At 69.3% G+C, this 14,083-nt stretch carries 12 protein-coding genes; 2 read left to right on the forward strand and 10 right to left on the reverse strand.

From position 1 onward, the window contains the following. Positions 1-32 precede the first annotated feature (32 nt). The 3 genes from FXO18_RS04300 to FXO18_RS04310 form a co-directional block, all read right to left on the reverse strand. Positions 33-1,517, reverse strand: a complete 1,485-nt coding sequence (locus FXO18_RS04300) for an RsmB/NOP family class I SAM-dependent RNA methyltransferase (protein WP_187774169.1) — start codon at positions 1,515-1,517, stop codon at positions 33-35. Then, positions 1,514-2,440 (reverse strand): methionyl-tRNA formyltransferase, encoded by a 927-nt coding sequence (gene fmt, locus FXO18_RS04305; protein WP_149359792.1) that lies wholly within the window; start codon positions 2,438-2,440, stop codon positions 1,514-1,516. The genes FXO18_RS04300 and fmt overlap by 4 nt, the downstream gene beginning before the upstream one ends. A 74-nt stretch (positions 2,441-2,514) precedes the next feature. Continuing rightward, positions 2,515-3,528, reverse strand: a complete 1,014-nt coding sequence (locus tag FXO18_RS04310) for an esterase/lipase family protein (protein WP_235900433.1) — start codon at positions 3,526-3,528, stop codon at positions 2,515-2,517. A gap of 192 nt (positions 3,529-3,720) precedes the next feature. Between FXO18_RS04310 and FXO18_RS04315 the strand changes: the two genes are divergently transcribed. Beyond that, the gene (locus tag FXO18_RS04315) at positions 3,721-4,932 is read left to right on the forward strand and encodes a thiolase family protein (RefSeq protein WP_235900434.1); all 1,212 of its coding nucleotides are present in this window, start codon (positions 3,721-3,723) and stop codon (positions 4,930-4,932) included. Between the two features lie 6 nt (positions 4,933-4,938). Continuing rightward, positions 4,939-7,047 carry a 3-hydroxyacyl-CoA dehydrogenase NAD-binding domain-containing protein gene (locus tag FXO18_RS04320; RefSeq protein ID WP_149359794.1) on the forward strand — a complete coding sequence of 703 codons (2,109 nt, stop codon included), beginning with the start codon at positions 4,939-4,941 and terminating at the stop codon, positions 7,045-7,047. A 177-nt stretch (positions 7,048-7,224) separates the two neighbouring features. Here FXO18_RS04320 and FXO18_RS04325 read toward each other — a convergent pair whose 3' ends face one another. The 7 genes from FXO18_RS04325 to mihF form a co-directional block, all read right to left on the reverse strand. Further along, on the reverse strand, positions 7,225-7,824 hold the full coding sequence (locus FXO18_RS04325; RefSeq protein ID WP_149359795.1) for a PadR family transcriptional regulator: 600 nt from the start codon (positions 7,822-7,824) through the stop codon (positions 7,225-7,227). Positions 7,825-7,919: 95 nt separating this feature from the next. Next, positions 7,920-9,881 (reverse strand): primosomal protein N', encoded by a 1,962-nt coding sequence (locus tag FXO18_RS04330; protein WP_149359796.1) that lies wholly within the window; start codon positions 9,879-9,881, stop codon positions 7,920-7,922. A 79-nt stretch (positions 9,882-9,960) separates the two neighbouring features. Continuing rightward, positions 9,961-11,175 (reverse strand): methionine adenosyltransferase, encoded by a 1,215-nt coding sequence (gene metK, locus FXO18_RS04335; RefSeq protein ID WP_149359797.1) that lies wholly within the window; start codon positions 11,173-11,175, stop codon positions 9,961-9,963. Positions 11,176-11,323: 148 nt separating this feature from the next. Beyond that, positions 11,324-12,595 carry a bifunctional phosphopantothenoylcysteine decarboxylase/phosphopantothenate--cysteine ligase CoaBC gene (gene coaBC, locus FXO18_RS04340; protein ID WP_149359798.1) on the reverse strand — a complete coding sequence of 424 codons (1,272 nt, stop codon included), beginning with the start codon at positions 12,593-12,595 and terminating at the stop codon, positions 11,324-11,326. An 11-nt stretch (positions 12,596-12,606) separates the two neighbouring features. Further along, positions 12,607-12,858 (reverse strand): DNA-directed RNA polymerase subunit omega, encoded by a 252-nt coding sequence (gene rpoZ, locus FXO18_RS04345; protein ID WP_149360104.1) that lies wholly within the window; start codon positions 12,856-12,858, stop codon positions 12,607-12,609. A 168-nt stretch (positions 12,859-13,026) separates the two neighbouring features. Further along, a complete protein-coding gene (gene gmk, locus FXO18_RS04350) occupies positions 13,027-13,566 on the reverse strand; it encodes a guanylate kinase (RefSeq protein WP_407936423.1) in 540 nt (179 codons plus the stop codon). Positions 13,567-13,651: 85 nt separating this feature from the next. Next, positions 13,652-13,972, reverse strand: a complete 321-nt coding sequence (gene mihF / locus FXO18_RS04355) for an integration host factor, actinobacterial type (protein WP_149359800.1) — start codon at positions 13,970-13,972, stop codon at positions 13,652-13,654. Between the last annotated feature and the right edge of the window lie 111 nt (positions 13,973-14,083).

Genomic DNA, 14,083 nt, shown 5'->3' on the forward strand with positions numbered 1-14,083 from the left:
GCCCGGCGAGCAGCCAGCCCGCCGGGGCGCGGCTACTCGGGCTTGCGCAGCACCGCGATGAACATTGCATCGGTGCCGTGCCGGTGCGGCCACAGCTGCACGAACTCGCCATGAGGACCAGCAGCAGCGCGAGGCACCTCGGCCAGCACCTCGCCGGCCGGGATCGCCTCGACCCCGCGCTTGCGGATCGCTTGCGAGACAACGCCGATCGTCTCCGCGACATGCGGCGAGCAGGTCGAGTACACCACGATCCCGCCGGGCCGCACGAGGTCGATCGCGGTATCGAGCAGCTCCCGCTGCAGCCGCGCTAGTCCAGCGACATCGCTGGACTGCTTGCGCCAGCGTGCCTCCGGTCGCCGGCGCAGGGCGCCCAACCCCGTGCACGGGGCGTCGACGAGTACCCGGTCATAGCCGGGCTGCAGGCCACTGTCGCGGCCATCCGCCTCGACGACGGTCACCGGGAGCCCCTTCACCGAGGCGCGGACCAGCTCGGCCCGGTGCGTGGAGATCTCTACCGCGTCGAGCCGGGCACCATCGATCGCGGCGATCGCGCCCATCAGGGCCGCCTTGCCGCCCGGTCCCGCGCATAGGTCCAGCCAGCGCCCCTGGTCAGGGCCGGAGACTGGTGCCCGCAGCGCGACGAGCGCAACGAGCTGGCTGCCCTCGTCCTGCACCGACGCGAGCCCGTCACGAACTGGTTCGAGGTCACCGGGGTCGCCTGACTCCAGGTGGACGGCGTACGGCGAGTAGGCGCCCTCGGTGCCACCGGTGATGAGGGCGAGCTCCTCGCCGGTGATCTCGCCCGGCCGGGCGACGAGGTGGATGGTGGGCCGCGCATCGTCGGCGGCGAGGGCCTCGTCGATCTCGTCGGCACTGGCACCGAGAGCGTCCGCGAAGGCCTGGCCGATCCAGCGGGGGTGGGCATGGGTGAACGAGGCCCGGCCGATCGGATCGGCCGGGGCGAGCTGCGCGACCCACTCCTGCTCGGTCTTCTCCGAGACCCGGCGCAGCACCGCGTTGACGAAGCCGGTGATGCGCTCGCCGCCCTCGGTGCGCGCCATCGCGACGGCGGTGCTCACGGCGGCATGCGGTGCCACCCGCGTGCGCAGCAACTGGTACGCGGCGAGTCGGAGGATGTCGAGGATGGTGCCGTCGATCTCGCTCGCGGGGCGGCCCGCAGCGGCAGCGATGATCTCGTCGAGCAGGCCCTGCGCGCGGCATGCTCCATAGGTGAGCTCAGTGGCGAAGGCCGCATCCCGGCCAGTTATCCGCCGGTCTCGCAGCAGCTTGGGAAGCATGAGGTTCGCGTAGGCCGAGCGATCACGGACCGCGCGCAGCACGTCGCGCGCGGCGAGCCGGGCAGGGTCCACCGCGGCATCCACGGGTGGCTGGGCCCGCGCGGGGCCGCGGCGCCCGGACTCGCGGTGCGAGGGCTTGGGGCCTGGCCTGCTTCCCCCTTTGCCGCCTCGCCGCGGGTTGTTGGCGGGCCCGTGCCTGGATGGTTCGGAGGGAGTCACTGAGCGGTCGCTCCTTCTGCGAGTCGCGCGCCGCGAGCCCAGTCGGCGGCGCGCATGGCTTTCTTGCCCTGGGGCTGGACGGTGTCGAGCTGTAGCGCTCCGGTGGCCGTTCCGACGAGCACGGTGTTCTTGCCGGCCTGGATCTCGCCGGGCGCGAGCACGGTGGCCTCGTCCACGCCCGCGCTGGTGATCTTCACACGCAGGTCCCCGACCATGGTCCATGCTCCTGGCGCGGGTGTCATGGCGCGGATGTGCCGGTCCACGATGTGGCCGGGCTGGTTCCACCGCGCTCGTGCCGCCTCGACGGTGACCTTCGGAGCGTGCGAGACCCCCTCTGCCGATTGGGGGATGGCCGTCAGCGCGCCGTCCTCGAGCCCGTCCATGGTGTGCTCGAGGAGTACCGCGCCCGCCTCGGCGAGCCGCTCGAGCAGCACGCCAGCGGTATCGGAGGGCTGGATGCGCTCGGTCATGGTGCCCAGCACGTCACCGGTATCGAGTCCCTCGTCGATGCGGAACGTCGTGGCGCCGGTCATGGCATCTCCGGCGGCGATGGCGGCCTGCACCGGCGCGGCCCCGCGCCATGCCGGCAGCAGGGAGAAATGCAGGTTGATCCAGCCAAGGCGCGGAATGGCGATGACCTCGCGGGTCAGCAGCGCCCCGTAGGCCACGACCGGGCAGCAATCGGGGCCGATCTCCTCGAGCTGCGCGAGGAACGCGGGATCGGAGGGGCGGGCCGGGGCGAGCACGGGGATGCCATGCTCGTCGGCGAGCTGCCCGACCGGGCTGCGGCGCGCGCGGCGGCCACGCCCGGCGGCAGCGTCAGGGCGCGTGACCACGGCCACCACCTCATGGCGGGGGCTATCGATGAGGCGGCGCAAGGCTGGCACTGCCGGTTCTGGGGTGCCGGCAAAGACGAGCCGCATGGATCTCCCTCTGGTGGTGGGTGGTCGTTCGACTGCACCAGTGTATTGATCGTGCGGCCTGCCGCGAACTCCGCTCAGCTGTTGCTCGCGACGAAGGTCTCCACCAGGCCCACCCCGGGCGCCATCATCTGGCACGCAGCGCTCGGCTCGTGCCGAGGGTCGAGCGCGGCGAGCACCAGGTCGTGGATGGTCGGGTTGTAGAGCAGCTGGAAGTGCCCGCTCATGTCGAGGGGGCAGATATCCTGCAGGAGGAGGTTTCGCGCGCCCGATCCGCGCAGAGCGGCGTTGCGCACCGGTTGGATGACCTCATCGTGGCGGGTATTGATCGTTGTGTAGGCCACTCCCGGGACGGTGTCGGACGGGGTGTTGAGCTCGCGCAGGAACTCCGAGCCCTCGATCTGCTGGAGGAGAGCAGGTGCGAATGCCTCGGAGAGGAGTTCCGGGGCACCGGGGATCGTGGTGATGGCGGCGAGGGCACCGTTGCCATATGTGGGCGTGGCGATGCCGACCCATGCGCCGACATTCCGCGCTCCGCCGAGCTTGTTGGTGTAGTACCGGGTGACGTTCGCGCCCTGGGAGAATCCGACCAGATCGACCGTGCGCGCACCGGTGGCTCGCTGGATGCGGCCGACCGCATCGGCGACCTCGCCCGCCGAGCGCCGGATGTCCGCGGTGCCGTAAGTCGGCACGCCATGCCCGCTGGTGGGGCTCAGGTCAAGGCCTGGTTCGCCCGCGCCGTAGTTGAGCGCGTACACGCAGTACCCCTCGAGTCGCAGCCGGGGCGCGAGCGTCGCGAAATCGCTGTACGCGGAGGAGTCCGTCCCGTGGACCAGCAGCACGGGGGCCCGATCGCCCGGCTCGCACCCGAAATCGTTGGTTCCCTCCGGAGCACGCCCCGGGCTGGCCTTGTCCGCTCGCTTGGCGAGGATAGGGGTGGGCTGGAAAGGCCCGGTCACGGTCGGCATGATCGCGCTGCCCGCCGGGACCACCTGGCCAGGGGCTGGCTGGGCGGAGAGCACAGCGAGGGTGGCCATGATGACGGCGGCGACCATGGCGGACTGCTGCCTGCATGCGTGCCCGATAGCCATGCCAACCTCCCAGGTGCCCACCGAAAAGGGGGCAATCGTGGTGCAAACGGATACGAGAATACGCACAAGCCGGGCAGGAACCGAACGGAACAGCAGCATTCCGGTACCCGGCTCTCGGCCCACGGAGCAAGGCCGGGATCTAGAGTGGGGATGTTCCAGCCAATAGCCCAACTCCACCAGGAGGAACACCGCGTGGCTTCCACCACCAATTCCCGGAGCGTCGTCTTCGTCGACGGCATCCGTACGCCTTTCGGGCGCGCCGGCAAGAAGGGCATCTACGCCGAGACCCGCGCCGATGACCTCATCGTCAACTGCATCCGCGAGCTCGTGCGCCGCAACCCCCAGATGCCCACCGACCGCATCGACGACGTGGCGATCGCCGCGACCACCCAGACCGGCGACCAAGGCCTCACCATCGGCCGCTCCGCCGCCATCCTCGCTGGCCTCCCCGAGACCGTGCCTGGCTACTCCATTGACCGCATGTGCGCTGGCGCGATGACCTCCGTCACCACCACTGCGGGCGCGATCGGGTTCGGGCAGTATGACATCGCTATCGCCGGCGGCGTGGAGCACATGGGCCGCCACCCGATGGGCGAGGGCGTGGACCCCAACCCGCGGTTCCTCGCCGACAAGCTCGTCGACCCGAGCGCGCTGGTGATGGGCAACACCGCGGAGAACCTGCACGACCGGTTCCCCACCATCACCAAGGACCGCACCGACGCCTACGCCATCGGCAGCCAGCAGAAGTACGAGGCCGCGCGCGCCGCCGGCAAGATCGCCGAGACCCTCGTGCCGATCGCCACCCGCCACGCCGAGACCGGCTGGGGCTACGCCACCGCTGACGAGCCGCCCCGCCCCTCGACCACCCTCGAGGACCTCGCCAACCTGAAGACGCCGTTCCGCGCTGGTGGCCGCATCACCGCCGGAAACGCCGCGGGCCTCAACGATGGCGCCACCGCCGCGATCATCGCCGGCGAGGACACTGCCACCGAGCTCGGCCTGCCCATCGGCATGCGCATGGTCGGGTTCTCGTTCAAGGGCGTCGACCCCGCCGTCATGGGCATCGGCCCCGTCCCTGCCACCGAGAAGCTCCTCGACCGTACCGGCCTGAGCATCAGCGACATCGGCCTGTTCGAGATCAACGAGGCGTTCGCCGTGCAGGTGCTCGCGTTCCTCGAGCACTTCGGCATCGCCGACGACGATCCGCGCGTCAACCAGTGGGGCGGCGCCATCGCCTGCGGCCACCCTCTCGCCTCCTCGGGCGTGCGCCTGATGACGCAGCTCAGCCACCAGTTCAAGGAACGCACCGATGTGCGCTACGGCCTGACCACCATGTGCATCGGCATGGGCATGGGCGGCAGCGTCATCTGGGAGAACCCCAACTACACCGGAGAGAAGGCATAACCACGCATGACTGATCTCGCCTCGGCGTTTTCCGACGAAGTCGTCACCCACGCCTACACCACGCTCATCGACGTCCCCGGCGTCTCCGGCAAGGTCGCGCTGGTCACCCTCGACAACGGGTTCGATCACACCAAGCCCTCCACGTTCGGGCCCACCGGCCTCGCGGAGCTCGACGCTGCCCTCGACACCGCGTTCGACGCGAGCCCCACCGCGATCGCGATCACCGGCAAGCCGTTCATCTTCGCCGTCGGCGCCGACCTCAAGGGCGTCCCCACCATCACCGACCGCGACCTCGCCCTCGAGATGGGGCAGCTCGGTCACAAGGTGTTCAAGCGCCTCCGCGACTCCAGTGTCCCCACGTTCGCGTTCGTCAATGGCGCCGTCATGGGCGGTGGCCTCGAAGTGTCGCTCGCCTGCCACTACCGCACCGTCTCCCGCAGCGCCGCGGCCATCGCGCTGCCCGAGTGCTTCCTCGGCCTCGTGCCCGGCTGGGGCGGCACCCAGCTGCTGCCCAACATCATCGGGCCCGCCAACGCCGTCACCGTGATCCTCGAGAACGCGCTGAGCAACAACAAGATGCTCAAGCCCGAGCAGGCCGCCAAGCTCGGCATCTTCGACGAGGTGCTCGACTCCGCGGACTTCATCGAGCAATCGCTTCGCTGGGCCGCCGCCGTCATCAACGGCGAGACCGCCCCTGAGCGCCCCGAGATCGACCGCGGCCAGGGCTGGGACGATGCGCTCGCCCGCGCCACCAAGCTCGTCGACGCCAAGACCAAGGGATTCGCTCCCGGCCCGGCCCGTGCGCTCGAGCTGCTCGCGCTCGCCAAGGACACCGACATCAACGACCCCGACTCGCTCGCGAAGGGATTCGCCGCCGAGGACGAGGCCCTCGCTGACCTCATCATGAGCGACGAGCTGCGCGCCGGGCTCTACGCCTTCGACCTCGTGCAGCGCCGCGCCAAGAGGCCAGCCGGAGCACCCGACAAGTCCCTCGCCCGGCCCGTCACCGGAGTCGGCATCATCGGCGCCGGGCTCATGGCCTCCCAGCTCGCGCTGCTGTTCGCCCGCCAGCTCAAGGTTCCGGTCATCATGACCGACATCGACCAGGAGCGCATCGACAAGGGCCTCGACTACGTCCACGGCGAGATCGACAAGCTCCAGGGCAAGGGGCGCCTCTCCCCCGACGCCGCCAACCGGCTCAAGGCGCTCGTCACCGGCTCGCTCGACAAGGCAGCGTTCGCGCGCACCAACTTCGTCATCGAGGCCGTGTTCGAGAACCTCGACCTGAAGAAGAAGATCTTCGCCGAGCTCGAGGACCACATCGCCGAGGACACCATCCTCGCGACGAACACCTCATCGCTGTCGATCACCAAGATGGCCGCTGACCTCAAGCGCCCCGAGCGGGTCGTCGGGTTCCACTTCTTCAACCCCGTCGCCGTGCTGCCCCTCCTCGAGATCATCCGGGGCGAGAAGACCGACGATGTGACCCTCGCGACCGCGTTCGCCACCGCCAAGTCGCTGAAGAAGTCCGCGGTGCTCGTCGCTGACCTGCCCGGGTTCGTGTTCAACCGGCTGCTCATCCGCACCCTCGGCGAGGTCATGAACTCCGTCGACGAAGGCACCCCCTTCGAAGTGGCGGATGTCGCCATCACCGAGCTCGGCATGCCCATGAAGCCGTTCGCCCTGCTCGGGCTGGTTGGCCCCGCCGTTGCCCTGCACACTGGCGAGACGCTCTCCGAGTACGCGCCCGACCGGTTCAAGGACTCCCCCGGCCTCCGCGCCATCGTCGACGCCGGCCTCAAGTCCATCTGGGCGAACGACGAGAACGGCAAGCAGGCGGTGGACCCGAAGGTCGCCGAGCTGTGGACCCAGGGCGACAACCCCTCGACCGCCGAGCAGGTCCTCGAGCGCACCCGCCGCGCGTTCGCCGAGGAGGTGCAGCTGATGCTCGACGAGGGCGTCGTCGCGGCCGCGCAGGACATCGACCTGTGCATGATCCTCGGCGGCGGGTTCGCGTTCTGGAACGGTGGCATCACTCCGTACCTGGACCGCACCGGCACCTCCGAGGCTGTCAACGGCAAGCGATTCCTCGAGCCAGGCGTCGCTAGCGTGTAGCGCTGGGGCGGCACTGCCTGCCGCTCCCCTATCTGCCGCAATGCTCCGCAAACCGCCGCAAACGCGATAGAAGCTGCTCGACACGCCGGTGCAACACGCCGGGGTGGCTGCGGTTTCTATCGCGTTTGTGGGCTGGAGCGGCTGGGGTTCAGGGGCGGATCGGGCGCCCCCGTCCCGCTACTCCTCGCCGGCAAGCATGCGGTAGAGCTTCTTGCGTGCGTCGGTGAGGATCTGCGCGGCCTCGTCGCGCTGGGCGGGCGTGCCAACGGCGGCGACCTGCCCGGCGGCAGCGCCGAGAAGACGAGCGAGCTGGCGGAGCTCGCGCCCGCTGCTTCCTGCCGGAGAGGTGTCGGTAGCGAATGGGTCGCCAAGCGTGGTGCGGTTCGCCTCGATATAAGCGTTGCCCTCAGCGGTGAGGCTGGCGGTCTTGCGGCCACTGATGTTGTCGATCTGGACGATGCCCTCGTCCTCGAGCTGGGCGAGCGCGGGGTAGATGGAGCCGGGGCTGGGCTTCCATGCTCCTTCGCTGCGGGTCTCGATCTCCTGGATGATCTGGTAGCCGTGCATGGGCTGCTCGGCGAGGAGCAGGAGGATGGCGGCGCGGACATCTCCGCGGCGGTTGCGCTCCTTGCGGAGCGGCGCTCCGATGCGGATGAGTCCCTGACCGCGCTGGAAGCCTTCGATGTGGAGGCCAGCGGGGCGCTCCTGGCGGTGCGGGTGGCGGGCTCCCCGGTGGGTGCCATTGCGGTGGGCGTGGTTGCGATGCTCGTGGCGCATGAAAAGATCCCTTCGATATGTCGTTGCACTAACGATATATCGTGATGGGTCATTGGTCAATAGCCGATACAGTCTGGCATCCGACGATCGTGCCGCTAGCCGATGTTCAAGGGATCGATCTGCACCCGCACCGCCGACGTCTCGCGCCGCGAGCTGCACACGGCCTGCGCCGCCCGCAGCGCATCGGAGAGCTCCGCGCCCCGAGTCCGGGGAACCCGTACCAGCACGCGCTCGACCTCCCCCTCATCACGCACGGATTCACCGATCACCGGAGGCCGGGCCGTCCACGGCAGCGGCACCGGCCCCAGCACCTCGGCGCCGTCCGGCACCTCCATGACCTCGAGAAGCTTCGAAACCGCGGCATGCGTGCCATCGACCACCGCCATCCGCACCGCCGGGGGGAACCCGACCTCGGCCCGGCCGCGCAGCTCGGCCGCGGCGAACCCCCCGGGATCCCACCGCACCATCGCCTGCACCACAGGATTCTCGGGATCCGCCATCACCGCGGTCATCCCGCCCATCGAAGCGGGCCGGGCGAGCGCGGCCGCCGCCATCCACTTGCGCAGCGCGATCTCGCCACCCCGCAGGTCCGCGAGACCCAGCAGCAGCCAGCCATCGAGCAGGAGTACAGCGCCATAGCCACCTTCAGCGGGAGGCTCCACTCCGGGAGTACTGATGACCAGAGCCGCGCCGGGCGCCACCTCGGGCGAGCCATCGCCCCCGGTCGAGGTGATCACGGCAACGCCGGGAAACGCCCGCCCGAGCTCCTCAGCGGTTCGCTTCGCGCCGATCACGGTGGCACGCACCTTCACCGACCCACAGCGGCGGCACCGTGGCTGCTGCTCGGCGGTGCCGCACCAGCGGCAGGAATAGGCGCCATCGCGCTGCCGCAGCTCCATCGGGCCCGCGCAGCGCCGGCAGCGCAGCGGCTCGCGGCAATCCTGGCACGCCACGGCCGACAGGTAGCCACGACGGGGCACCTGGATGAGCACCGCCTCGCCACGCTCGAGCGCGGCACGGGCGGCCTGGAAGGCGAACGCGGGAATCCGCGCCGCCCTCGCCGCCGGGTCTCGCTCCAGCGCGATATCGCTATCCGCGCGCGCCACCACTCGCGGCGCCGCGCGCCGCACCTCGTCGCGCGGGGCAACGAGGGCATGCGCCCATCCTGTCTCGACGAGCAGCTGGGCCTCGCAGGTGCGGGAGAACGCCCCGAGCAGGAGGCCAGCGCCGGCGAGATGGGCGCGATGCACCGCGACATCGCGCGCGTGCGGGTAGGGCGAGCGCGGCTCCCACAGGGAATCATCGCCGTCGTCCCACAGGATGACCAGGCCGAGATCATGGATAGGGGCGAAGATCGCGCTACGGGTGCCGACCACCACGCGCCTATCGCCGCGGAGCACGGCCAGCCAGCGCCGGTACCGCTCGGTGGGGCCGAGCCCGGCAGCGAGGATGGCAACATGCTCGGCGCCGATGAGCGCGGCGCATGCCGCGCCGACACGATCGAGATCGTTTTGATCGGGCACGACGACGATCACGCCACGGCCCGCAGCCGCAGTGGCAGCAGCGGCCTCGGCGAGGCGGGCCCACCATTGCTCGCCGGGGACAGGGTTCCACACAGCACGCGCGGGCTGCCGGGCCGCGAGCGCCGCGAGATAGGAATCAGCATGCTCGTAGCGCTGCCAGGCATCGAGGGACGGATCGGGGATAGCGGCCTTGACGGTGGCCGGCGGGTCCTCGTTCTCGACCCGGGCGTGGCGCGGCGGGATAGCGAGCCGCAGCACGTCGGCCCGCGTCCCGGCGCTGCGGCGCGCCACGCGCTCGACGAGCGCCAGGAGATCCGGAGGAAGCACCGGCACGGGCGAGACAACCTTGTGCAGCCAGGCGAGCTTGCCCGCATGAGTGCTCTGCTCGATGCGGGCCAGGATGTAGCCATCAACGAGCCGTCCCGAGAAGCGGACGCGCACGCGCACTCCCGGCTGCGCGTGCGCGTCGAGCTCCGCGGGCACGAGGTAGTCGAACTCGCGGTCGAGATGGGGAACCTCGAGAAGCGGCAGCACCTGCGCGATGGGCAGCGTGGCCGCAGCCTGTCGCTCCAGTTGGTGGCCTCCGTATCCCCCGTCTCGTGAACGCTAGCGGCTAGAGGCCCGCTGCCTTGCGAAGCTCCTCGACCCGATCGGTCTGCTCCCATGGCAGGTCGATGTCGGTACGCCCGAAGTGGCCGTATGCCGCGGTCTGGGCATAGATGGGGCGCAGCAGGTCGAGGTCCCGGATGATCGCGGCGGGGCGGAGGTCGAACACCTCGCGGATCGCGTCCTGGATGACGACGGGATCGACCTTCTCGGTGCCGAACGTCTCGACGAACAGCCCGACGGGGGCCGCCTTGCCGATGGCGTAGGCGACCTGCACCTCGATGCGCTCGGCGAGACCGGCAGCGACCGCGTTCTTGGCCACCCAGCGCATGGCGTACGCGGCGGAACGATCCACCTTCGACGGATCCTTGCCGGAGAACGCGCCACCGCCGTGGCGGGACATGCCGCCGTAGGTGTCGACGATGATCTTGCGGCCCGTCAGGCCGGCATCGCCCATCGGCCCGCCGAGCACGAACCGGCCCGTCGGGTTGACGAGCAGCCGTACCTCGGAGGTGTCGAGGGTCGGGACATCCAGCTCCGCGAGCACCGCGTTGACCACATGGTTGCGGATATCGGGGGTCAGCAGGTTGTCGAGGTCGATGTCCGCGGCGTGCTGGGTGGAGACGACAACGGTGTCGAGGCGGACTGGCTTCTCGCCGTCGTACTCGATGGTGACCTGGGTCTTGCCGTCGGGCCGGAGGTACGGGAGGATCCCGGACTTGCGGACCTCGGTGAGCCTGCGCGCGAGCCGGTGGGCCAGCGCGATGGGCAGCGGCATCAGCTCGGGGGTGTCGAGGCAGGCGTACCCGAACATCAGGCCCTGGTCACCGGCGCCCTGGCGGTCGAGGTCGTCCTCGCTGAGGCCTTCCACCCGCGACTCGTAGGCGTTGTCCACGCCCTGGGCGATCTCGGGCGACTGGGCGCCGATCGCGATGTTCACGCCGCAGGAGTTGCCGTCGAACCCCTTCGAGGAGGAGTCATAGCCGATCTCGAGCACGCGCTCGCGCACGATCGTGGGGATGTCCGCGTAGGCGCGGGTGCTCACCTCGCCCGCGACATGCACCTGGCCGGTGGTGACCAGGGTCTCCACCGCGACGCGTGCCCGCGGATCCTCCTTGAGGATCGCATCGAGGATGGAATCGCTGATGGCATCGCAAATCTTGTCAGGGTGTCCCTCGGTCACTGATTCGCTGGTGAATAGCCTGCGACTTCTCGCACTCACGTTTGTGCCCTCTCATTTGATTAGCGCCAGGTTCTCGCCGGGTATGCGCGAATCCGACAATAGCGGAGCAAGCCGATGCCGTGGTTCGCCGATACCGGTGTGCCACGGATCCGGAACACGCGGGGAACGACGGAGCCATCCGGTTCCTCTACCCCGCGAAGAGCAGTGTCCCCACCGCATCAAGGATCCGGCTTGCCATAAGGTTCTTCGAACTCAACGGCAAAGCGGATTCCCCTCCATCGGCACGAAGTATCCAGCCCATGTTCGAATCGACCTCGAACGCCTTGCCCTCCCCCACCGCATTGACGACAAGCAGGTCGCACCCCTTACGCTGCAGCTTGCTGCGCGCGTGGGTCAGGACATCACCATGCTCGTCCCCGGTCTCGGCAGCGAACCCCACGATGACACGCGTGGCGGGCAGGTCCCCCGAGCCGCGCTGCTCGACGATCCCGGCGAGGATGTCGGGGTTCTGCACCAGGGAGAGGGTCGCGGGCTCGTCCTGGACCTTCTTGATCTTGCTCCCGGCCACGGATTCGGGCCTGTAGTCCGCCACCGCGGCAGCCATGATCACCACGTCGGCGGTCTGCGCGTGCGCTCGTACCGCTTCCTGCATCTGCTCGGCAGTGGTCACCTGAATCACGTAAGCACCCGCCGGCGGCTCGAGGCCAGCAGTCACCCCCGCGACAAGGGTGACCCGCGCGCCACGCTGCACCGCGAGGCGGGCGAGCGCGAAGCCCTGCTTGCCCGAGCTGCGGTTGCCCAGGAAACGGACTGGATCGAGCGGCTCCCGGGTACCTCCGGCGCTCACCACGACCGAGCAGCCAGTGAGATCGCGGGGCAACGAGTCCGGACGCTCGAGAAGCATCGCACCGAGCCCGCTGATCTCGCTGGGCTCCGGCAAGCGTCCCGGCCCGGAGTCCCGCCCGGTCAGCCTCCCCGAGGCGGGATCCATCACGATCACGCCGCGGGCGCGCAGCGTGGCGACATTATCGACGGTGGCGGGATGCTCCCACATCTCGGTATGCATCGCCGGCGCCATGAGCACCGGGCAGCGCGCGGTCAGCAGGGTGGCTGTGAGCAGGTCATCGGCGCGCCCATGCGCCGCCCGTGCCATGAGATCAGCCGTCGCTGGCGCGATGACGATCAGGTCGGCCTCCTGGCCGATCTTCACGTGCGCCACATCCGGGATGTCCTGGAAGACGCTCGTGGTGACCGGGTTGCCCGACAATGCCTCGAACGTCGCGGCGCCCACGAACCGCAGGGCCGACTCGGTCGGGATCACCCGCACCGAGTGGCCGCACTCCGCGAGGTAGCGGATCACGGCACATGCCTTGTAGGCCGCGATGCCGCCGGAGACACCGACCACGACGCGCTTGGGCGCCGAATGATTATCCCGCGCGCTGGTTCCTGTCGCCGACACGGCGGACCTCGCTATTCGCCTTCGTTGTGGATGAGAAGATCGCCGTGGATCTCCCGCAGCGCCACCGACAGCGGCTTCTCATGCAGGCCGGGATCGACGAGCGGGCCGACATACTCGTTCATGCCCATGCCGATCTGGTTGTAGTGATCGTTGATCTGGCGCGCGCGCTTGGCCGCGAAGATCACGAGGGCGTACTTCGACGAGACCCGGTCAAGGAGCTCATCGATCGGCGGGTTCGTCAGGCCCATCGGGGGGTCATACATCGGGGTACCGCTAGCGGCCGCCGTCTGGTTCACAGTCACACAATCTCCTCATCACGTGGTTCCTGGTCGAGATTGACCGGTCCACTTATCAAGCGCTCCGCAGGCACTGCATGCCACCCCCGGCGCCGATGCACGGCACCAGCGGGAACACGCGATACGCGCATGCGCCTACGGCCCGGTCAGCAACGATACCAACTCGGAGGCCGCACGTTCCACGTCGTCGTTGATCACGACATGATCGAACTCGTCCTTGGCGGCGATCTCGGTGCGCGCGGTCCGCAGCCGCCGCTCCACCACGTCAGGCGATTCGGTGCCGCGCCCGCGCAGCCGGGCGACCAGCGTCTCCCAGTCCGGCGGGGCAAGGAACACGAACGCGGCGTCCGGCATCGTCTCGCGAATGGCGCGCGCTCCAACGAGATCAACCTCGATCAGCACCGGCAGGCCAGCACGCACGGCCTCATCCACAGGCTTGCGGGGAGTGCCCGAGCGCTGGATGCCGCCATGGATGTCCGCCCACTCAAGGAGTTCTCCAGCGTCGATCATGCGGTCGAACTCCGCGCGGCTGACGAAGAGATAGTCCTGGCCGTCGACCTCGCCGGGCCGCGGGGCACGGGTCGTCGCGGACACGCTGAACCACAGGTCGGGAATCTTCTCGCGCAATCGCTTGACCACTGTCGACTTGCCAACGGCCGAGGGGCCGACCAGCACAACTGGCCGACCCCTTCGCCGCGCTGCCGAGATGGATCCAGGCCGCGAGGATGATGAATCATTCACGACAGCGATCACGAGACTCTCAGGCCTCGAAGTCGAAACGCTCGAGCAAAGCCTTGCGCTGGCGATCGCCGAGTCCGCGCAGGCGGCGGGTCGGCGCGATCTCGAGCTCGGTCATGATGTCCTTTGCCTTGACCTTGCCCACCTTGGGCAGGGCCTCGAGCAGGGCGGAAACCTTCATCTTGCCGAGGATCTCGTCAGTCTCAGCGTCGGCGAGCACCTGCTTGAGGTCGGTTCCGCCACGCTTGAGCTGCTCCTTGAGCGCTGCCCGCGCCCGGCGAGCCTCTGCCGCCTTCGCCAAGGCTGCAGCACGCTGCTCATCGGTCAACTGGGGAAGGGCCACGATTCCTCCGTCTCATCTGCCTTCATGTATCCCGCCGCGAGGACGCGGCGGGAGCGACCGTACACACAGGACCGCATCGGATACCTTCTATCCCGGTCCAGCGTGGCGGTC

This window comes from Lolliginicoccus suaedae (assembly GCF_008312885.1).
GTDB classification, from domain to species: Bacteria; Actinomycetota; Actinomycetes; order Mycobacteriales; family Mycobacteriaceae; genus Lolliginicoccus; species Lolliginicoccus suaedae.